General features: G+C 66.2%; 13 protein-coding genes. 4 read left to right on the forward strand and 9 right to left on the reverse strand.

From position 1 onward, the window contains the following. Positions 1 to 49: 49 nt before the first annotated feature. The 3 genes from GEV06_18570 to GEV06_18580 all read right to left on the reverse strand — a co-directional run bounded on the left by GEV06_18570 (position 50) and on the right by GEV06_18580 (position 5,026). Positions 50 to 2,128 carry an adenosylcobalamin-dependent ribonucleoside-diphosphate reductase gene (locus GEV06_18570; protein MPZ19896.1) on the reverse strand — a complete coding sequence of 693 codons (2,079 nt, stop codon included), beginning with the start codon at positions 2,126 to 2,128 and terminating at the stop codon, positions 50 to 52. A gap of 385 nt (positions 2,129 to 2,513) precedes the next feature. Further along, positions 2,514 to 3,593, reverse strand: a complete 1,080-nt coding sequence (locus GEV06_18575; protein ID MPZ19897.1) for a TIGR04053 family radical SAM/SPASM domain-containing protein — start codon at positions 3,591 to 3,593, stop codon at positions 2,514 to 2,516. Between the two features lie 335 nt (positions 3,594 to 3,928). Further along, a complete protein-coding gene (locus GEV06_18580; GenBank protein ID MPZ19898.1) occupies positions 3,929 to 5,026 on the reverse strand; it encodes a C4-dicarboxylate ABC transporter in 1,098 nt (365 codons plus the stop codon). Between the two features lie 157 nt (positions 5,027 to 5,183). Between GEV06_18580 and GEV06_18585 the strand changes: the two genes are divergently transcribed. Next, positions 5,184 to 5,528 (forward strand): carboxymuconolactone decarboxylase family protein, encoded by a 345-nt coding sequence (locus GEV06_18585; GenBank protein ID MPZ19899.1) that lies wholly within the window; start codon positions 5,184 to 5,186, stop codon positions 5,526 to 5,528. Positions 5,529 to 5,657: 129 nt separating this feature from the next. Here GEV06_18585 and GEV06_18590 read toward each other — a convergent pair whose 3' ends face one another. The 6 genes from GEV06_18590 to GEV06_18615 are packed head-to-tail and all read right to left on the reverse strand — an operon-like array spanning position 5,658 to position 14,168. Then, on the reverse strand, positions 5,658 to 7,619 hold the full coding sequence (locus tag GEV06_18590; GenBank protein ID MPZ19900.1) for a c-type cytochrome: 1,962 nt from the start codon (positions 7,617 to 7,619) through the stop codon (positions 5,658 to 5,660). Continuing rightward, a complete protein-coding gene (locus tag GEV06_18595) occupies positions 7,139 to 7,828 on the reverse strand; it encodes a hypothetical protein (GenBank protein MPZ19901.1) in 690 nt (229 codons plus the stop codon). Before GEV06_18595 ends, GEV06_18590 begins: the two co-directional genes overlap by 481 nt. Beyond that, positions 7,825 to 9,375, reverse strand: coding sequence for a nitrate reductase subunit beta (gene narH / locus GEV06_18600; protein MPZ19902.1), 1,551 nt, complete (start codon positions 9,373 to 9,375; stop codon positions 7,825 to 7,827). Before narH ends, GEV06_18595 begins: the two co-directional genes overlap by 4 nt. Beyond that, the gene (locus GEV06_18605; protein ID MPZ19903.1) at positions 9,375 to 13,142 is read right to left on the reverse strand and encodes a nitrate reductase subunit alpha; all 3,768 of its coding nucleotides are present in this window, start codon (positions 13,140 to 13,142) and stop codon (positions 9,375 to 9,377) included. The genes narH and GEV06_18605 overlap by 1 nt, the downstream gene beginning before the upstream one ends. Beyond that, positions 13,139 to 13,723, reverse strand: coding sequence for a hypothetical protein (locus tag GEV06_18610; protein MPZ19904.1), 585 nt, complete (start codon positions 13,721 to 13,723; stop codon positions 13,139 to 13,141). Before GEV06_18610 ends, GEV06_18605 begins: the two co-directional genes overlap by 4 nt. Continuing rightward, on the reverse strand, positions 13,716 to 14,168 hold the full coding sequence (locus GEV06_18615; protein MPZ19905.1) for a hypothetical protein: 453 nt from the start codon (positions 14,166 to 14,168) through the stop codon (positions 13,716 to 13,718). The genes GEV06_18610 and GEV06_18615 overlap by 8 nt, the downstream gene beginning before the upstream one ends. Positions 14,169 to 14,255: 87 nt before the next feature. On the opposite strand from GEV06_18615, the gene GEV06_18620 reads away from it, so the two are divergent. From GEV06_18620 to GEV06_18630, 3 genes are all read left to right on the forward strand, one after another. After that, the gene (locus tag GEV06_18620) at positions 14,256 to 15,002 is read left to right on the forward strand and encodes a helix-turn-helix domain-containing protein (GenBank protein ID MPZ19906.1); all 747 of its coding nucleotides are present in this window, start codon (positions 14,256 to 14,258) and stop codon (positions 15,000 to 15,002) included. A 178-nt stretch (positions 15,003 to 15,180) separates the two neighbouring features. Then, the gene (locus tag GEV06_18625) at positions 15,181 to 17,259 is read left to right on the forward strand and encodes a hypothetical protein (GenBank protein ID MPZ19907.1); all 2,079 of its coding nucleotides are present in this window, start codon (positions 15,181 to 15,183) and stop codon (positions 17,257 to 17,259) included. Beyond that, positions 17,259 to 19,787, forward strand: a complete 2,529-nt coding sequence (locus GEV06_18630) for a tetratricopeptide repeat protein (protein MPZ19908.1) — start codon at positions 17,259 to 17,261, stop codon at positions 19,785 to 19,787. The genes GEV06_18625 and GEV06_18630 overlap by 1 nt, the downstream gene beginning before the upstream one ends. The last annotated feature ends 96 nt before the right edge of the window (positions 19,788 to 19,883 follow it).

The following is a 19,883-nucleotide window of genomic DNA, read 5'->3' on the forward strand; positions in this document are numbered from 1 at the left end:
ACCGACCAGCCGACGATGCGTCGGTCGATGTGTACCACCTTGTCGTCGGTCATGACAGCTTCCCGTAATACTCTTCCTTCAGGGCGTCGTACAGATTGGCCGCGGTGTACGTGTGGCCTTCGTACGCGACCTTCGCGGGGCCCGGAAGCCGCACGATATGTCCATCGGCAAGCCGGAATTCGTAGATCGTCTCCGCCAGGTCGCGATCGCTGACCAGTACGCCCTGGTGCGCCTCCGGGTTGAAGCGGAACGTCGTGCAGCCTTTCAATCCCTTGTCAATGGCGTACAGGTAGAGGTCCTGGAAGTCGTTGAAGCCGATCTCGGAGGGCACATTGATGGTTTTGGAAATCGACGCATCGATCCAGCGCTGCGCCGCCGCCTGCACGTCGATGTGCTCGCGCGGATCCACGGCCGCGGCGGTCACGTCGAAGGGCGGCGGCAGCGTCTCGGGTGCCGCGTCGGGATCCACCGTGTGCCTGTAGACCAGGAGCTCGAAGGACTCCATGCGCACCGCACGCTTGGCCTTCTCACCCGGCACGACCATGTTGCGCGTATAGGCGTGCGCGAATGAGGGTTCGATGCCGCTGCTGGCGTTGTTGCCGACCGACGCCGCCATGGTGCCGGTCGGCGCGATTGACGTCGCGTGCGTGTAGCGCGCGCCGAGGGCGGCGAGCGCGTGAACCAGCTCCGGATCGAGCGCGGCGACGGCCTGCATGTAGCGTGAATAGCGTGCGTGCAGCACCCGGCCCGGCCGCGTGTCGCCAGCCTTGACGCCGTCGGACACCAGCTCGGGACCCGCAGCCAGCAGCGCCGGCGTGATCTCGACGTCCTCCGCGAGGATCGGGGCCGGACCCTTCTCGCGCGCGAGCTCCAGCGCCGCGCGCCAGCTCTCGTGCGCCAGCGTCTTGGTGACCTCCTCGGTGAACGCCACCGATTCGGGCGATCCGTAGCGGAGTCCCAGCATCGTCATCGCCGACCCGAGTCCGAAGTAGCCCATGCCGTGGCGGCGCGTGCGGAGCAGTTCGGCCTGCTGCGGCGCCAGCGGCAGGCCGTTTGCCTCGACCACGTTGTCGAGCATGCGCGAGAAGGCGCGTACGACCTCGCGAAAGGTCTCGACGTCGAAGCACGCCTCGGCGGTAAACGGCCGGCGCACCAGCGCCGCGAGATTCACCGAACCGAGCAAACAGCTTCCAAAGGACGGGAGTGGTTGTTCGCCGCACGGATTGCTCGCTCGGATCTCCTCGGCAAACCACAGGTTGTTCAACCGGTTCACTTCGTCAATCAGGATGAAGCCCGGGTCGGAGTAGTCGTAGGTCGAGCGCATGATGAGCGCCCACAACTCGCGCGCGCGCACCGAACGATAGACCTTGCAGGCGGTCTGGCCATGCTCGTTGACGGTGTAGCGCGGATCGGCCAGCGGCCAGCGGCGCCACACGATGTCGGCGCCGCTCATCTCGTTCGGGAACGCCGGAAACACCAGCGGCCAGGGCTCGTCGTTCTTGACGGCGCGCACGAACTCGTCCGTGATCAGGCAGGACAGGTTGAACGCGCCCAAGCGCCCGGCCTCGCGCTTGGCGACGATGAAGGCTTCGATGTCGGGGTGCGAGACGTCGAGACAGCCCATCTGCGCGCCACGCCGGCCGCCGGCGCTGGATACCGTCTTGCAGGCGGCGTCGAACACGTCCATGAACGGCAGCGGACCGCTGGTGGCGGCGCCGGCGCCCTGCACCCAGGCGCCGCGCGGGCGCAGCGTGGTGAAGTCGTACCCGATGCCGCAGCCCGCTTTCAGCGTGAGTGCCGCCTCGGACAGCGCCTCCATGATCCCGCGCATCGAATCCTCGATGGTGCGCGAGACCGTGCAGTTGATCGTGGAGACGTTGGACTTGAACGCTTCGGCGCCGGCGTTCGCCATCACGCGGCCACCTGGCAGGGCATAGTGCAGGACCCTGTAGAAAGGCTCCTCCCACCGATCGGGATGGCTCTCCACCTGCGAGAGGGCTCGCGCCAGACGCCGCCGCATGCCGTCGAGGTCTTCGCCCGGCAGGAAGTACTTGCTACGGGCGATGAACAGCGACGCGTCCTGCAGCGGCAGAGCGGGTAGACCGTTCAGCACGTCCGCTTCAGCCATCGTTCCTCTCGTCCGTATGTCCAGGATGGATCCCTCCAGGGTCGTCTGCAAGCGGATCTCGCGATGCTCCGTCGTGGACGTCTCCCGACAGTCACCGCTTCACCGACATGCTCTTGTCCCCTCGCGCTTTCGCGTCCAGGTAAGTCGGTCGATCCAGGAACAATCCTCCAAGTTCCTCCCAACTGCGTTGGGGATACGAGCGAAGCGCCACACGGCGCACACCGTGCGTGCGGATTTCCCGCACACGGCGTACCAAGGGGCATTCAGAATGCAGCATTACGCAGCCTCCGGAACTGAATCGTTCCCCGCAGGCGGTGGAGCCCGAGGGCATGGAAGCAGGCGGGCGTCCATTGGGCGGCGCGACCCGGGGCTCGCGCGAGCGGCGTCACGCATGCGGTGGCTCGTACGCGCAGAGGGGATCTTGACCGAAGACCGCCCCTGTTGTTGCGTAGGCGCGTGACCGGGATCCGCCACACATCTCGCGAAATGGGCACCGGCCGCACTTGCCTTGAAGCGCCTCCGGATCGCGCAGCCGTCTGAATAGATGGTCGTCGCGATACACCCGCGCTAGTGGCGTGTCGCGCACATTGCCGCAGGCGATGGGAAGAAACCCGCTGGGACAGATCTGACCCACGTGATCGACGAACACAATCCCGTTCCCATCGTTGACGCTGCGGGGCGCACGGAGCCGTCGATCCGACTCCATCCTCGTGGGAGCCGTGAGCGAGCCTCGTCGCGCCTGCTCCCGCTGCCAGACGACCCGATGGTAGTGAGGCCCCGCGGTCGTCTTGATGCCAAACGGTGCAGTCACCGATAGGTCATACAAAAAGTTCAAGACGCCTTCGCACTCGACAGCATCGATCTGTTCCAGCGCCGCGGCGCGCCCGGTCTGCACCAGAAAGAACACCGCCCACAACACGAGGGGATACTCCGCCACGCGCGCCGCCATCCCCCGAAGCAACGGCAGTGTGAGACGGCTGACGGTGGTGTTGATCTGCAGTGGGAGACCGAGCTCGGAGACGGTCTCAATAATGCGCATGGTCCACTGGTAGGACCCGCGCACACCGCGAAAGGCGTCGTGCGACGCGGGATCCGGACCATCGAGGCTGACCGCCAGGCGGCTCAGCCCGGCCTCGCGCAGCTCCAGGAGGCGCGTGCGGGTCACGGCCGCCGTGCCGCTGGGTGTGACGGCGACCGTCAGCCCAGCGCGGGCGGCATGGCCCACCAAATCTAGGAGGTCCGGCCGCCGCATCGGATCGCCACCGGTCAGGACGAAGAGCGGGGGCCGGGTGCCGAACGATCGCACCTCGTCGATGAGGCGCAACCCCTCGTCCGTCGTGAGCTCGCGAGGATCGCGCCGCGGGATGGCATCGGCCCGGCAGTGCAGGCAGGCGAGCGCGCAGGCTCGCGTGACTTCCCAGATCACCAGAAATGGGGCCCGATCGAAATCGAGTGGTTCACGCATGCTCAGGAGAAGCAAAGCCCCCTCGTCTAGAAGCAGATTCGGTGCCACGGAATAGTGGCGGCACCTGCGGTGAGCTTCGAGGCCGTTGCCGAGAGAAGCTGCTGAGGACTATTTCGCCCGCCTGCTGAATATCACGCATTCTTCGACTTCCCATCCGTCGCAGTCGAAGCCTCCGACGACGCGAAGCGCCGGCACCGTTCCGGGTGAGCGCCTGTCCAGATCAGGATATCCGAGCAGTCAACGCAGAAACTTCTGTCTTGTCTCCAGGAACGCTCCCATCGACAGGTCCATGGATGTCGTCGATGTGCACGGCTCACCTCCAGTCCGCGAGAGGGTCAGGACAGACGACCGCGAAAACGCTCGATCAGCTGCCGCAGCAGCGCTGCGAACGTCAACATCCACGCTGCCATTGCGATGAACACGAAGACGCGGTGAACGGGATAGAGGAAATCCAGTTGCATGGCTTCCGCCATGCTGAAGGTCGCGACCGCGTAGGCGGCAAGTGGAAACACGGCGCCCCAGTAGAGCGGATCGTAGGTCAGGGGGAACCGGCGGTAGACATAGCGCCAGACAGCGAGCACGATCAGCATCGGAATCCACCACGTACCGGTCGCCCAGTAGAAGATGGTGAACCCCTTGAGGAACGGCAGGAGCGATCGGAGGAACGGCGTGTCTGCGGAATTGAGGATCAGCAGCGAGCCGCCGAGGGTGGAGATCGCCATCGCGCCCATGTTGATCCAGTAGGGCGGCGCCAGATCGGCGGGAGAAAAGCGGAAGAACGTATAGCGATAGAAGATGAGCGAGATCATCCAGATGTAGAGCATGCCGCCCCAGAGCCACATCGACAGCGCCAGGAAGTTGACCTCCAGCCGGTGCCGTTGCCCGATGTGCGCGGCGATGAGCGCTCCAAGGACGGCGACCGACTGCGTGGCCACCACGGCCAGCAGCCAGGCGCCCGTGATCCCCTCGCCAAGACTGGGTTTCTGCTCTTTGACGATGAGTGCGGTGAAGATCCCGTATGTCAAGAGTACCCACAGTGCGAGCCCCGCGATCCACAGCGCAAAGGCGATGCGCAGGGTTCCAGCGGTGAGGAGGCTCTGTGATCCGAGAACGCACGTCGCGGCGACGGCGCTGAAGAATCCCGGGCCGCGCTGGTGGTCCGTCACATCGGCGACAACGCGGTCGCGGTGCCGGAGCGCCCGCACCAACGTGAGGAGCCACAGGACGATGTATGCCATCGCGTTTACCCACAGGAGCGCCAGCGCGACCCAGCGCATCCCGGCCTGCAGTGCGGCAACCGACACGAACCCAGTGGCCATGACGAGTGCGAAGTACGCCGGAGACAGCGTCTGGAGATCGCTCGATCGCGCTCGTGGCGCCGGCGGCCGCCGCAGGGGGCGGCGGTCGGCCGCTGCTGCTGCCTTCGTCGTCATCGGCACCTCGTCAGGTGTGTGCCTCCCGAGCGCCTGACATGACGCGGCGCGCGTCGACAGATGTGCAAGGATAGACACTGGTGACCGCGAGATCCGCGAGCCTCCCGCGACATCGCCTGAGACACTGTGTGACGCCGTCCCGGCAGAAAGGAACGACATGAAGGAGCCCGAATCATCGCAAGCCGTCGAGCCCCCCGCGCCCTTCAAGCGCTTTGCCGAAACGCACCCCGAGGTGGCCAGCGCCTACCAGCGGCTTGGCGAAGCCGTTCGCGCGGCAGGTCCATTGTCGGCTCGCGAAGTCGCCCTTGTGAAAGTAGCAATCTCCATCGGCGCGCGCCTGGAGGGCTCGACGCACGCCCATGCGCGCAAAGCGCGAGCGCAGGGGATCGACGCCGCGGCGCTCGACCACGTGGCGATTCTCTCGTGTCCGACCATCGGCTTTCCCGCGATGATGATGGCGCTCGGATGGCTGCACGACCGGGAGGGGGAGCCAGCGCCGTGAGATCACGAAGCACACAGTGAATGCGAGCGTGCTGGGCGCCAGGACGCTGATCGCTCTGGCTAACATGGTTCATCGTCCCCTCGGCGACGTGGGTTGCCCTTTGGTGCGGGAACCCGATGTTGCTGCGCCTCAGCGCCTGAGGAACGCGCGCTCGACATAGCGCACGACGGCCCAAATCTCCTCGGTCCGCAGGCCGGGGCCGAACGGCGGCATCGTGGGCGGCACGCCGGCCGCAACACGCAGGTACAGGTCGTCCGGCCGATCCCCGCCGCTGAACTGTCCTGCGGTAAAGTCTCGCGGGCGAGGCCAGAGTTTCTCCGCCAGCGGACCGTCACCGCGGCCGGATTCGCCGTGGCAGGGTGCGCAATAGGTCCTGTACAGGTTGGCGCCGGCCGCGATCACGTTCTCCGTCATCGGTGGCGCCGATGGCATGGCGACCCGTGCTGCGGGTTCCACGCGGTTCGCGTTCAGGCTCGCCAGGACGGCGACGAGCGAGGCGACCTGGTCGCCGCTCAGCGCCTCGAATGCCGGCATCCCGGAGACCGGTACGCCCTGCCGGATCGTTCGCGCCAGGTCTTCATCCGAGGCCACGCCGTTGGTCGTGGACACGAATTTATACACGCCGCGAGTCAGGTCGCGCGGCGGCACCGAAAACCTGGGGTTGGGTGAGGCCCGCGTCTCGCCTTCGATCACCGGCGTGCGGCCGCTCATCGAAAACGCCACATACCCGCGTCCGTCAGTCCCGTGGCATCGGGCGCACTGGCTGACATAGAGTGGCCAGCCGCCCAGCTTGCCCGCCTTGTTGGACATTGCGGGCAGGGGCTGGGCGCCGCTGGCGGACTTCGGGACCGTCGGCGCCGACGCCTGACCCAGCATGCGGCCGGCCACGACGAACACCAACACGCTGCTCACCAGTCCGTACATCAGCCATGACGTATCGCTCCGCAGCCCGAATTCCCAGCGGCGCTGAAAGCGATAGCGCACGGTGCGCATGGATTGCCGCGGCCGCACGAAGAAGTTGATTGGATAGGTCCACAGGTGCACGAGCTTCGTGAACGGGAAGTACGCCAAGAAGGTGAGTGCCAGGAAGATGTGCCACTTGCTGACAAGGGGTGCGGACGCCATCAGCTCCGGCTGTGGGGAGAGGGTCCATAGGCTGGCGACCCATGCCGACGCCGTATACGCCACGCCGAAGATCCTGTGGACCAGCACTTGATAGAGCGCTAGGCTGACTATGGCAAGAATGAACAGGTGCACGATGTAATCGTCCGCCTGGCTCATCGCGCGCACCTCACGAACGAGGATGCGCCGGACCAGGGCGGTGGCTGACCCGAGCAGAATCATCAATCCGCCGGCAAGGGCCGACGTGTAAAAGAACTGAATCCACCGTTCCGAGCCGAGCAAGCCGCCGAACAGGCCCGCCAAGTGCCCGGCTGCGACGAGCGCCAGTCCCCAGTGGAGCAGGAGCGACGCCGCGCCCAGTACGCGCCGGCCGAACAACCCGCTCGCTCGTGTGCTCCACGAGAACGGCCGGTACGCCATCCGGACGATCGGTACGCCAAGAAAGAGCAGCAGGCACAGATACGGGTAGATTCCCCAGAGAAAGTGGTTCACGAGCGCACCTCGCTCTGAATGGGCGCTGGGCGCCGGAGCGAGCCAGCCGCCGACGGCCTGACGAAGCGAAGCGGTCGCACCGGCGGTTCGGCGCAATCTGCCGGTGACCAGGCCGGTCGATCGGACAGCCGGACGAGATCGAGCTCGAGGATGCTCTCGAGCGCGTCGACCAGGAGCGCGTACGGGCTCTCGAGCTTCTCGAGTCCCCCGCGAAGCGGCGCGAGCGCCGGCCGCACGAGCCGCTCGAGCAACCGTCGTCTGAGACCGATGCCGTCGCGATCGTCGAAGTCCAGGCTTGCGGCGAGGAAGTCGACGATAACCGGCAGATAGTCGGGCAACTCGCGCGCAGCAAGCTGTAGGCCGAAATGGCGGTAGATGGCCGCAAGCTCCACCATGTAGGCATTGCGAGGCGAACTGCCGACGTTTCGGCAGGTGGTCGGCTCGTCGAACAGATGCGCGCCGAGATAGAGCGGACACGGCGGGGACAGCTCGAGCGTTCGCACGTACTCGTCGCGCGAGTTGGTCACCGGGTCCACCATGAACCTCTGGATCGGTTCGCGGATAGGAGAGGGGGCGGCATCCAGCGCGCCCGTGCACTCCGCGACGATACGGGGCTCGCGATCCTCAGGGTGGAGCAGCAGTTCGCTGACGAGGCGGTATGCGCTCCGGATCATGCTGTTCGTCATGGCCCAGCCTCCACCCCGGGCTTAGCGCCGTGGAAGAAACTGCGTCGGCGCGGCCGGGACCGCGGCGCCATCTCGCTGAACCCCGCGAACCCGCGCTCGATGTACGGCGAGTTGGCCGTGCGCTCGCGCCTCGTGGTCGGAATCACGAAACGCTCGTGGTGGTGTGCCAACGCGAGCAGCCGGTGCATCGCCCGGGCCTGCGCCACCGTCAGGCCCACCGCATCGAGCACTGACGTGTCAGGGCGTCCGTCGACCCGTTCCGATCGACGGAACGCTCGGACCGCGAGCTGCCGTCGAAGCGCCAGCTTCACCGGCTCGTCGTGGCCGGCCGAGAACAGGCTGGCAAGAAACCGGATGGGAATTCGGAACTGGTCAAGGTCGGGCAGGACACCGCCGCCATCGACCATATCGAGCGTGCTTCCATTGGGAGCCGCGGTCCGCACGGGGCTCTCCGGTGGAATGTAGAACAGCGCCGGCAGCGTCCGGAACTCGGGATGGAGCGGCAGCGCGATTTCCCACTCCTTGACCATCCGGTACACGGGAGACCGCCGGCAGGCATCGAGCCACGACTCGCTGATGCCTGCCGCGCGCGCGGCGGCAATCACGTGCGCATCGTGCGGGTCGAGGATGATGTCGCGCTGTGCGTCGACGAGGCTGGCGTCCGGAACATTGGCGGCGTACGCCACGCGGTCGAGGTCGTACAGGAGCGGTCCGAGGTATCTGATGCGTCCGGGGCAGGCGCGGAAGCATGCGGGCGCTTCGCCCACCTCGAGACGCGGGTAGCAGAGGAGGCACTTCTCCATCTTGCCGGTGCGCCAGTTGTAGTACGGCTTCTTGTACGGGCACGCTGAGATGCACATCCGCCAGGCCCGGCACCGGTTCTGGTCGATGAGGACCACGCCGTCCTCTTCACGCTTGTAGGCGGCGCCGCTCGGGCATGCGGCCACGCAGGCGGGATTCAGGCAGTGATTGCAGATGCGCGGGAGGTACATCATGAACGCGTCGCGGAACGTGAGCAGCGCCGCGCGTTCGTTCTCAGTCATTGCGCCGAAGTTCGCGTCGAACCCATTCGTGCTGGAGCTCGCGGCGCCCGCCGCGTTGTCCTCCCAGTTCACCGCGTACTCGATAGGGATGTCCTCTTCGCCGGTAATCTGCGACTTGGGACGGGCGACCGGCTGCGATCGCGTCGTCGCCTGCTCGGCATGGAGGTCTTCATACGTGAAGGTAAACGGCCCCTTCCCGTAGTAGTCCTCCATCTGCGGCATGACCGGGTTGTAGAAGAGGTTCATCATCGTCCAGAACTGCGAGCCCACACGCAGCCGCGGCCCGCCGCCCGTTGGATTGCGTTCCCAGCCACCGCGATACATCCGCTGATCTTCCCAGCGCTTCGGATAGCCGAGGCCCGGCTTGGTCTCGACGTTGTTCCAGAACATGTATTCCGCGCCCTCACGATTGGTCCACACGTTCTTGCACGCCAGCGTGCAGGTGTTGCAGCCCAGACATTTGTCCAGATTGAAGACCATCGCCATCTGCTGCTTGATGTTCATCACAGCGCTCCGAGATCCTCTTCGCGGTAGATGACCTTCTTGCGGCCCTGTTCGAGCGGCATCTTGCGGATGAGGACCGCGCAATCGCGCTCGGACGGACTCGTGCCCCAGTAGTTGAGGAAGTACGTCCAGTTGGCGTACCCGCCGATCATGGTGGCGGGATTCATCATGATCCGCGTCGGGGCGTTGTTGTTGCCGCCGCGCAGGTCGCTGGCGCCGCGCTCGCGGGCCAGACGCGAGATGGGCACGTTGATGTGGCGCTCCGAGGAGTGATACATGATGGCTGTGTCGCGCGGCACGGTCATGCTCACGACGGCCCGCACCACCGAGATCCCGTTCTGGTTGTAGATCTCGACCCAGTCGTTGTCGCGCACGCCAATGGCGCCTGCGTCCTCGTCGTTGAGCCACACGACCTGACCGCCGCGGAACAGGTTCAGCATGTGCCAGCTGTCCCAGAACATGCTGTGGATCTGCCACTTGCCGTGAGGCGTAAGGAACCGGAACACCTTCGATCCCGGTGCGGCCTCCGCCAGCGACACGTCGCCGATCTTCACCATGTCCACCGGCGGCTTGTAGGCGGGCAGCGACTCGCCCAGCTCCCGGTAGCCGCGGTGATCGAAGTAGATTTCCTGCCGGCCGCTGAGCGTGTGAAACGGCTTGAGCGTCTCGATGTTGAGCGTCCAGGGACAGTACGTGCGCCCTGGGCTCTCGACCGCCGACCAGTGGGGCGACGTCAGACTGCGGCGGGGCTGCGACTCCAGGTCGGGGAAGTGATGATGCACATCGCGATCTCCTTCCACGAGGTGCGCCAGCGGCACGCCGCACTGGCGCTCCAGCGCCGTGAACAGCTGGTGCGACAGTTCGCCATCGCTTTCCGGGGAGATGCGCAGAATGACCTCCGCCACCTGCCGCGGTGTCTCCAACGATGGGCGGCCGAGCTTTTCGCCCACCAGGTAGTTGTCTTTGAGCTGCTCGTAGATGTGAGTCAGATCGGTGGTGATGCCCTTGGCGCCGTAGCCGTTCGGCCGGCACACGCGAGGCCCGAACGTGGTGTACCGTTCGAGCGTCTTCGTGTAATCCCGCGTGACGACGTGCACGTGCGGGAAGTACTTGCCGGGGACCGGCTCGACGTCGCCTGCCGACCAGTCCCGGATCTCCCCGAACGGCTGCGCCAGTTCGTCCGGACTGTCCGTGATCATCGGCGTCATCACGACGTCCTCGACCGGCAAGGGCAGATGGTCCTGGGCGAGCTCGCTGACCTTCGCGGCGACCGCCTTGAATGCGTCCCAGTCGTGTCGCGCCTCCCAGGGCGGATCGTGAGCGGGCGTGAAGGGATGGAAGAACGAGTGAAGGTCGGTGCAGGTCAGGTCGTACTTCTCGTACCAGTGGGCCGTCGGCAGCACGATGTCCGCGTAGTTGGCGGACGAGTCCATCCTGAGGTTGACATTGACGATCAGATCGAGCTTGCCGAGCGGCGCCTGTTCGTGCCACTCGACGTCTTCGACGAGATCGCGGGCACGCTCGTCCCCGAGCACGTTGTGGTGCGTGCCGAGCAGGTGCTTGAGCGCGTACTCGTGGCCGCGCATGCTGGTGCCGATCAGGTTTCCCCTGTAGATCCAGAGCACCTTCGGGTGGTTCTCCGGCGCGTCGACGTCCTCCACAGCGAACCGCTGCGCGCCCCGCTTGAACTGATCTGCCACGTAGGCGGCGATCTCCTCCTCCGTCTGGGCGCCGGCCGCGCGTGCCTCCCGCGCGATGTCCAGCGGATTCACTTTGTCGACCTGTGGATAGAACGGCAGCCAACCGAGACGGATCGCGAGCAGGTTCAGATCGGCGGCGTGCCGGCCCTTGGAGGGAAGATCGCGGGCCCAGGGCGCCCAGAGCGGATCCAGCACCATGCCGTCGTACCGCCACTGATCGGTGTGGAAGTAGAAGTACGACGTGCTGTTCTGATGGCGCGGCGGACCGCTCCAGTCCGCCGCGTTGCCAAGCGTGCCGATTGCGGCGTAGCTGCGGATCTTCTCGGTGCCGACGTAGTGCGCGAAGCCGCCGCCGTTCCGGCCCATGCAGCCGGTGAGGAGGCCCATCACGGCCTGGGCGCGATAGATGAGCGAGCCGCCGTGGAACCAGTGGAGCACGCCGGAGCCGGTGATGAATAGGCATCGTCCCTTCGTACGCTCGGCGTTGTCGGCCCATTCCCTCGCCACGCGGATCGCCAGGTTCCGGCTCACGCCCGTCTCCTGTTCCTGCCACGCCGGCGTATACGGCACGGACGCATCGTCGTAGCCGTTCGGATAGTCGCCGCCGAGGCCGCGGCTCACGCCGAGTTGCGCGATCAGAAGATCGAACGCCGTGGTGACGAGGACCTCCGTCCCGTCCCGTTTCGTGAATCGGCGAGCGGGCACGCCGCGGCGGAGCGAGCGGGCCGGCCGGCCGTTGCCGTCCGTCGCTCCGAGCGTCGTGTCGAACGTTTCTGTGTAATTGGCGAAGAGGACGGACGCCTCCTCCCATCCGGCGGCGTCCGTCAGCGTCAGCATCGGGTCGATCGCCGCGCCGGTGACGGCGTCCTCGAGCTTGAGATTCCAGCGGCCCGTGTGCTGCGCCTCCCAGCGAAAACCCACTGATCCCCCGGGCAGACGCACGTCGTCAGTGGCGCGATCGAGCACGACGAGCTTCCAGTCGGCATGCTCCTCCGCGGCGTACGCGGACGTGTCCGAGGCGCGCACGAATCGACCCTGCAGATACGTCCCGTCGGCGTGCGGCTCCAGTTCGACCAGGAACGGCAGGTTTGTGAACTGCTTCACGTACTCGGCGAAGTAGGGCACCGGCCGGTCGACGTAGCATTCCTTCAGGATCACGTGAATGCACGCGAGTAGAAACGCCGCGTCCGTGCCCGGGCGCACGGGTACCCAGAGGTCCGCGAATTTCGTCACGTCGGAGTAGTTCGGTGACAGGTTGACGATCTTGCCGCCGTTGTACTTGTGCTCCGAGGCGAAGTGCGCATCGGGCGTGCGTGTCATCGGCAGGTTCGATCCGATCACCATCCAGTAGGTGCTCTGGTACCAGTCCGCTGACTCATGGACGTCGGTCTGATCGCCCCACATCATCGGCATGATGTGTGGCAGGTCGTGGTACCACTCGTAGAAGCTCAGCATCGTGCCACCCAGCAGGTTGCACAGCCGGTGGCCCGAGAGAAAGCTCACCATGCTCATCGCCGGGATCGGCGAGAACGAGGCGAGGCGATCCGGTCCGTACCGCTTGATCGTGTGGATGATTGCTGCCGCCCAGATCTCGGTCGCGAGATCCCAGGTCGCGCGCCGCCAGCCTGCCTTGCCGCGCGCCCCGCGATACGCCGCCACGCGGGTGGGATCGTGGACAATCGCGGCCCAGGCCGCCACGGGGTCCTTGCCCGCCTGTCGCTCGCGCTCGTACAGGTCCAGCAGCACGCCACGAATGTACGGGTACTTCGGGCGGACAGGGCTGTACGGATACCAGGACGCGGAGATTCCTCGCTGGCAGCCGCGGGGTTCGTAGTTCGGTGTGTCGGAATCGATCTGCGGCCAGTCGGTCTTTTGGAGCTCCCAGCAGATCAATCCGTCCTTGACGAACACTTCCCAGGAGCACGAGCCCGAACAGTTCACGCCGTGGCTGCTGCGCACGGATCGATCGAACGCCCAGCGCTCGCGGTAGAAGTCCTCCCAGTCGCGCGGTTCGTCCGCGATCCGAAACCATCGCGATCCATGGCGGTCGTTGCTCGTGTGAGTCATGAACCGTGCTCTCCTGTCGGAGGCTGGAGTCCGAGGCCGGTGCGCAACGCGGAGATGAACGGCCGGAAATCACGGGCCGTCCCGTAGACGGCGACGACGGCCTGGCGCTGCTCGTCGTAGACGAGATTCACGACGACATTGCGGCCCATCGGCAACTGGCGTTCAGCGGCGCCGATCTCGTCGTCGCGGCGCTCGAGTGCCTGAATCGATACGTAGAGGAGACCGGCCGGATGGCGCTGCCACCACACGGCGAAGTCCCATTCGCCTTCGCTGACGTCGGCCTCGCCTGAAACGAGGTCCGGATTTCCCGGATCGATCTGCCACTGGAACACGGGTGGCCAGGCGTCGTCAGCCTCCGGGGACCCAGCGTGCTCGGGCCCGGGGAGGTTCGTCGGGCCCGTGTCGCCGTACCCGGTACCTATCGCAAGGTCGTGGCGGGTCAGGGAAGACCCGAGCGCATCCGGATCGGGCACCCAGCCGTCCTCCAGGACTTCCGCTTGCAGCGGGGTCATGATGCGTCCCCCGCCGAGCGCCCCGGCCTCGCCCTTGCGAAAGAAGCGAAGTGGTTGCACCTCAGGCATGTGGTTCCTCTTTCAGGCTCTTCAACAACGGGCCGACGACTTCGTCGACGCGATGGGCGTGCGCGCGCCAAAGTGTCGCGAGGTCGCGGACTGTCTCGGCAATCTCCACGTCGGAGTCCGGCTCGTCCGACCGGAGGCGCCCGGACCGCACGCGCAGCAGCCCGATGAGCTCGCGCAGGGTCTCGTGCTCGCGGATGGCAGCGTCCACGGCGTCGTTCTCCGCCGGGAGACGCTCGCGCAGGTGGGGATAGATGCTGCGCTCTTCGATCGCCAGGTGCGGCTCGATGCGACGGTCGCACGTCTCGACGAAGTCGCCGACCGCCGTCAAGAGCACCTTGGCTCTTTTCGAGCCGTCCACCCTGGCAACGATCCGCTCGAGCCGAATCAGTTCCTGCTGGACGGCGCGGTGCTCGCGATGAACCCTGGTAATCGGACGGTCATCCATGCTGCCAGCATAAGGTGCGCCGCACCGCGCCACCTATGACGGGTGTGGGCAGATCAGCGGGGGAATTGGGCCGAAACAGTTGGGCGTATGATGGTGATCATGTCCGATCAGGACACCGGCGGCGCCGCGATGCCATCGTTTGACGACGCTGTCGCGCGCGTGCCCTTCCTGCGTGCGCTCTCACCAAAGGACCGGGAACGGCTGCGCCCATACGCTGCGGTACGCCGCATCCCGCAGGGCCGGCCGGTCTGGACGCTCGATGACGCGGCGCAGGAGTTCATCTTTGCGATTGAGGGCCACGTCAAGCTGATACGGCCGTGCGAGAGCGGGCGCGAGGTGATCATCGACGTCGGCAAGCCTGGCGAGTTGCTCTGCGCGAGCGCCGCCTGCGCATTTGCCCCGTACTGCTGCACGTGCACGGCGCTGGACCGCGACGTGATCATTCTCGTGCTGCCGCGGCGCGACGTCCTGCACCTGCTCGAGCAGAATCCGACAGCGGCCGCTGCTTTCGTCCGTGAGGCGACGGGCCGCGAGATGAGACTCGGCCGGAGGATCGTCGAGCTGGCGAGCGGCCACGTGGAGCAGCGGGTCTGCGCACTTCTGCTGCGGCTTGGCGATCAGGGCGGTACCCCGCTCAGCGGTGGACAGACACGGATCGCGTTGAAGCTGTCGCGGCAAGACCTCGCGGATCTCTGCGGCACGACACTCGAGAGCGCGATCCGGGTCATGACCAAGCTCTCACGAGAAGGAACGGTGCGCACGACTGCGTCCGGTTTCGTGATCCGGGATCGCGTCAAGCTGGAGGCGCTGGCCCGGGGCCGATCGGAGCGCTGACCCGGCGTCGAGTCCCATTTCCAGGGCGGTCCGTTCACGCAGCGCGCCGCAGCACGCTCGCAGGAAATGGCGCACGGCCGTCGAACCTCGCCAGACCGAGAAGCGTCGACTGGACATGACAGCCGTCATACCAACGCGGGGCCCCACAATCGTATTCTCGGCACCGTAAGCGATCGTTATGAGTAAGGACGAGACGCGCTGGTCCGCGGGATTGTCCCGGATTGCGGGTGCCGCGATCCTCTTCCTGACGTTCACGGGGCTCGCGATCACAGTCGGCCCCTTCCACGCCGTCGTCGAATGGGGCCTGCTGTTGCACGCAGGCGTGGGCGTCCTGCTGCTGGCGCCGCTCGTATGGTACGTGCTGCGGCACTGGATCCGTTACCGCTCGTATCAGCTGTCTGCAGTCGTTCTGCTCGGGTACGTGGCGGGTGCCGCCCTGCTCGTCTGCCTCGCGTCCGGCGTGGTCGTCACCTGGCAGGGCGCTTTCGGCGTCCGCATGTCATGGGCGTGGCGGCAGGTGCACCTCGTCTCGACGTTCGTCGCCATTGGCGCCGGGCTGCCGCACGTGATCCTCCCGCTCGTCCGCGTTCTGCGGATCGTTGCCGCGGCGCCGCGATACGTGCTGCAGGTATTGGGGATGGCTGCTGTGGGCGTTCTTGCGGTGGTGTTCCTGCCGCTGGTCTATTCCGGTCCGACATACGTCGACGAGTTCCCGGACGACTACAGCTACGCGTTCGGGCCTGATCGCCCGTTCGCGCCGAGCCTCGCCAGCACCAGCACGAATGGCGCGTTCGACGCGCGTACGCTCGCCGGCTCGCAGTCGTGTGGAACCGCCAACTGTCATGCCGAGATTGTGAAGGAGTGGCAGCCGAGCGCGCACCGGTACGCCGCCATGGACCCGCTGTTTCAGTTCATCCAAACCACGATGGCAAAGCAGAACGGGTCGGAGTCCACCAGATACTGCGGCGGCTGCCATGATCCGATCTCGCTCTTCTCCGGCACGAAGAACATCTTCGTTGAGGATCTGACCGGCCTGCACGGCTTCCAGGAAGGGGTGTCCTGCCTCGTGTGCCATTCGATCAAGGACACGGACGTCAAGGGCAATGCGGCGTACACGATTTCGCAGCCCTCGGCGTATCTGTGGCAGTGGCAGTCGGAGGGCGCCGGCCGCCTTGCGCGCGACTTCCTGATCCGGACCTATCCCGACGAGCACAACGAGCTCAGCAAACGTCTGTTCAAGGCACCGGAGTACTGCGCGGCTTGCCACAAGCAGTTCATCGATCAGGAAGTGAACCGCGTGGGATGGGTGCAGCTCCAGAACCAGTACGACAATTGGAAGAACAGCCACTGGAACACCAAGGGCGATCCCACGAAGACAATCGAGTGCCGCGAGTGCCACATGCCGCTCGTCAAGTCACGCGATCCGGCCGCAGGGGACACGAGTGACTATAACCGCAGCGCGAAGGACCGGAAGCACCGCAGCCATCGCTTTCTTGCCGCTAACTCGCTCATGCCGTCGCTGCTGGAGCTCGAAGGCTGGGAGGAGCAGGTCCGGCTGACCGAGGCATGGCTCCAGGGAAAGCGGCGCATCCTGGAGATCGAGGAGAAGTGGGCCACGGGACCCATCGTCAACGTCGCGCTCGAGATTGGCGTCCCAACGCAGGAGAGCGTGATTCCCATTCGCGTCGTCCTGACCTCCAACAAGGTCGGGCACGACTATCCCACAGGGCCGCTCGACATGATTCAGAGCTGGGTCGAGCTGCACGTGGTCGATGAGCACGGGCGCGAGATCTTCTCGTCAGGCACGCGGGACGCGCGCAATTTCATCGCACCGGGCTCGTTCCTGTTCAAGGCGGAACCCGTCGATGGGCAGGGGAACCTGATCGACCGTCACAACCTGTGGGAGATGGTGGGGGTCCGCTTCCGCCGGTCGCTGTTCCCGGGCTACTCGGACACCGTCGAGTACAAGGTCGATTGCGGCCGTGTGTTCGCGCCCATGGCCAGCCACGGCCAGACTGGCCATCCGCCGCAATTCAACGTGCCGAGGCCTGGGCGCCCTGGCCGGTACACCGTGACCGCGATCCTGCAGTACCGAAAGGTGGATCAGTTCCTCGTCAACTACTTCCTGGGCGAGAGCTCCGGGATCACGGCGCCGGTCGTCGAGATCAGCCGCGCCACCGCGGTGTTCGAGCTCACGCCGGCCGCTGGCGGGGCCCGCGGGTCGGCCGCCAGCGTGACCGTGCTGTCGGGTGGCTGATGGGCGCGAATGGCAGGCGCCGCTTGAGCCGGCGCCAGAGGCGTGTGCTGTGGACGGCCGTGCTGCTGACCATCGCGGTCGCCTTCGGTGGGGCGGCGTTGGTCTGGACCTATCGCCAGCAGCAGAGCGCGCCGTATCGCCCTGGGGAGGCCAACCCCGATGTCACGGCGTCACTCCTCCGCGATCCCCCGCGCGACGCGGCGCGGCCGGTGTTCGCGGATGTGACGCGAGAGGCCGGTCTCTCCAGCTTCCGTACCTTCGCGGGAGACCGCACGTCGCAGCTGCCTGAGGACATGGGGCCGGGGGCGGCGTGGGGAGACTACGACAACGACGGCGACGATGACCTCTTTCTGGTCAGCGCGGGCGGCCCGCTGAATGCCCCTGCCGAGCGGCTTGCGCCGAGCGCGCTGTACGAGAACCTTGGCAACGGGAGGTTCCAGCGCGTCACCGATTTCCCCGAGCCTCGCATCGTCGGCATGGGGGCCGCGTGGGGCGACTACGATGGCGATGGTTGGCTCGACCTCGTCGTCACGGGGTATAACGCGCTGCTGCTGTTTCGCAACGATCGCGGTCGCTTCTTGAACGACCCCAGGTTCAAGAGCCGCAGCGGGTTCTGGGCCGGCGCGGCCTGGGGAGACTACGACAACGACGGCCGGCTGGACCTGTACGTCTGCGGTTACGTGAAGTACATCGAGGCGGAACCTGGCCGATCGACGGCGGTCTCTCAGCAGTACGGCAGGTCGGTTCCCTACACGCTCAACCCCGCCTCGTACGAGCCGGAGCGAAACCTCCTCTTCCGCAACACTGGCGGTGGAACATTGGTGGAAACGGCCGCGCGGTTGGGGGTGGTCAACCCCGAAGGCCGCAGCCTCAGCGCGCTGTGGCACGACTTCGACGACGACGGATGGCTGGACCTGTACGTGGCGAACGATATTTCCGACAATGTGCTGTACCGGAACGTCAAGGGGCGGTTCGGAGACGTCAGCCATGCCGCGTGGGTGGCTGATTACCGCGGCGCGATGGGGCTTACGGCGGGCGACTGGAACCGCGACGGCGATGACGACCTGTTCATCACGCACTGGGTTGCGCAGGAGAACGCGCTGTACGATTCCTTGTGGACGGATGTGGCGGCGCTGCGGTTCGCCGACGCGGCGGACATCGCCGGCGTCGGGCAGATTGCGCTGCCGATGGTGGGATGGGGCGCCGAGTTCTTGGATTTCGACAGCGATGGCTGGCTCGATCTCGTCGTCGGTAATGGCAGCACGTTCGAGACGGAGCAGGTGCCGAAGCGGCTGGTCGCGCAGCGTCCGTTCCTCTTTTGGAACCGGCAGGGCGAGTACTTCCACGACGTCGCCCCGTTGTCGCCTGTCCTGGCGCAGCCGCAGGTGGCCCGCGGCGTCGCAGTGGCGGACTACGATAACGACGGTGACCAGGACGTGCTCGTCGCGCGGAACGGCGGAGGAGTGCAGCTGCTGCGGAATGACACGCGCTCCGGCCAGTGGGTGCAGGTCGTGCTTCGGGCGCGTCCCTCTGCGAGCGCACCGGCCCGTGTGGCGCGAGGCGCCGCCGCGACCGCGCAGATCGGGTCCGTGCAGATGCGTCGCGCTGTAACGAGCGCGTCGTATCTGTCACAGAGCACGAGCGTGCTGCACTTCGGGCTCGGATCCGCGACGGCCATGGACCACCTCAGGATCCGGTGGCGCGCGGGCGCCGTCACGGAGTATGGGCCGCTGGCGGCGGGCCGTCGCTGGGAGATTACCGAAGGCGAGGCGGTGCCGCGGGGGGTGACGCGCGCGCCGTCAGCGATCTCGTCGCCGGCGAAGCATCGCGAGCGGATCGTGCGGTTCTGGAATCACCAGCGAGCCGCCATGCACGCGCTCAAGGTGGAGAAGGATGCCGCGAAGGCCGCAGGCCGGTTCAGGGAGGCGCTGGCGCTCGATCCCGCGCACGAGGACGCCCGATACTATCTCGCCACCTCACTGGCCGAGCAGGGAGACACCGACGGCGCGCTCGCGGAGTATGAGGAGCTGATGCGCCTCAACCCGAGGAGCCATAGAGCGCTTGCCGGATGGGCGAGGCTGCGCGCGATGGCCCCCCGCACCGCTCCAGAGCTGATCGCGGCCGAAGAGATGCTCATCAGGGCGCACACGCTGAACCCTGAGGAGACCGGAACGCTCCTGACGCTGGGCGAAATCGCGCTGATGCGCGGGAAGCACAGCCTGGCAGAAGAGCGCTTCGAGACCGCAGTGCGCACGAACACCCGTGCCGCCGGGGGATTGTTCCTGCTCGGCTACGTGCGGTGGAAGGCCGGAGATCTAGACGGAGCACGATATTACCTCCGCCGCGCGCGGGAGGCGCTCGGGCCCGACTGGAAACCGGCGGGGACCACCGCGGAGGGGGACGTCACATCCGCCCTCAAGCGCGAGCCGACGCCACTGTCGCGTTTCTGGGACACCTGGAACGGCACTGCGCAGCTGCCCTCTACCTACACAGGCCTGGACGCCTACCTCAGAACCATCCCGCGCTGACTCAGCCCAGAACACAACGTGGCCAGATGTCAGTCACAAGCGCCAGGGCCGCCAGAGCCAAGAGCGGAATCCGGCGCCAAGCGGCGGTCGGCTCCG

The sequence above is a fragment of the Luteitalea sp. genome (genome assembly GCA_009377605.1).
Classification (GTDB): domain Bacteria; phylum Acidobacteriota; class Vicinamibacteria; order Vicinamibacterales; family Vicinamibacteraceae; genus WHTT01.

Bases quoted from the DNA above. Each gene is read 5' to 3' on its own strand.
- GEV06_18570 (MPZ19896.1), bottom strand. From the start codon at position 2,128: ATGGCTGAAGCGGACGTGCTGAACGGTCTACCCGCTCTGCCGCTGCAG.
- GEV06_18575 (MPZ19897.1), bottom strand. From the start codon at position 3,593: ATGCGTGAACCACTCGATTTCGATCGGGCCCCATTTCTGGTGATCTGG.
- GEV06_18580 (MPZ19898.1), bottom strand. From the start codon at position 5,026: ATGACGACGAAGGCAGCAGCAGCGGCCGACCGCCGCCCCCTGCGGCGG.
- GEV06_18585 (MPZ19899.1), top strand. From the start codon at position 5,184: ATGAAGGAGCCCGAATCATCGCAAGCCGTCGAGCCCCCCGCGCCCTTC.
- GEV06_18595 (MPZ19901.1), bottom strand. From the start codon at position 7,828: ATGACGAACAGCATGATCCGGAGCGCATACCGCCTCGTCAGCGAACTG.
- narH (MPZ19902.1), bottom strand. From the start codon at position 9,375: ATGAACATCAAGCAGCAGATGGCGATGGTCTTCAATCTGGACAAATGT.
- GEV06_18605 (MPZ19903.1), bottom strand. From the start codon at position 13,142: ATGACTCACACGAGCAACGACCGCCATGGATCGCGATGGTTTCGGATC.
- GEV06_18610 (MPZ19904.1), bottom strand. From the start codon at position 13,723: ATGCCTGAGGTGCAACCACTTCGCTTCTTTCGCAAGGGCGAGGCCGGG.
- GEV06_18615 (MPZ19905.1), bottom strand. From the start codon at position 14,168: ATGGATGACCGTCCGATTACCAGGGTTCATCGCGAGCACCGCGCCGTC.
- GEV06_18620 (MPZ19906.1), top strand. From the start codon at position 14,256: ATGATGGTGATCATGTCCGATCAGGACACCGGCGGCGCCGCGATGCCA.
- GEV06_18625 (MPZ19907.1), top strand. From the start codon at position 15,181: ATGAGTAAGGACGAGACGCGCTGGTCCGCGGGATTGTCCCGGATTGCG.
- GEV06_18630 (MPZ19908.1), top strand. From the start codon at position 17,259: ATGGGCGCGAATGGCAGGCGCCGCTTGAGCCGGCGCCAGAGGCGTGTG.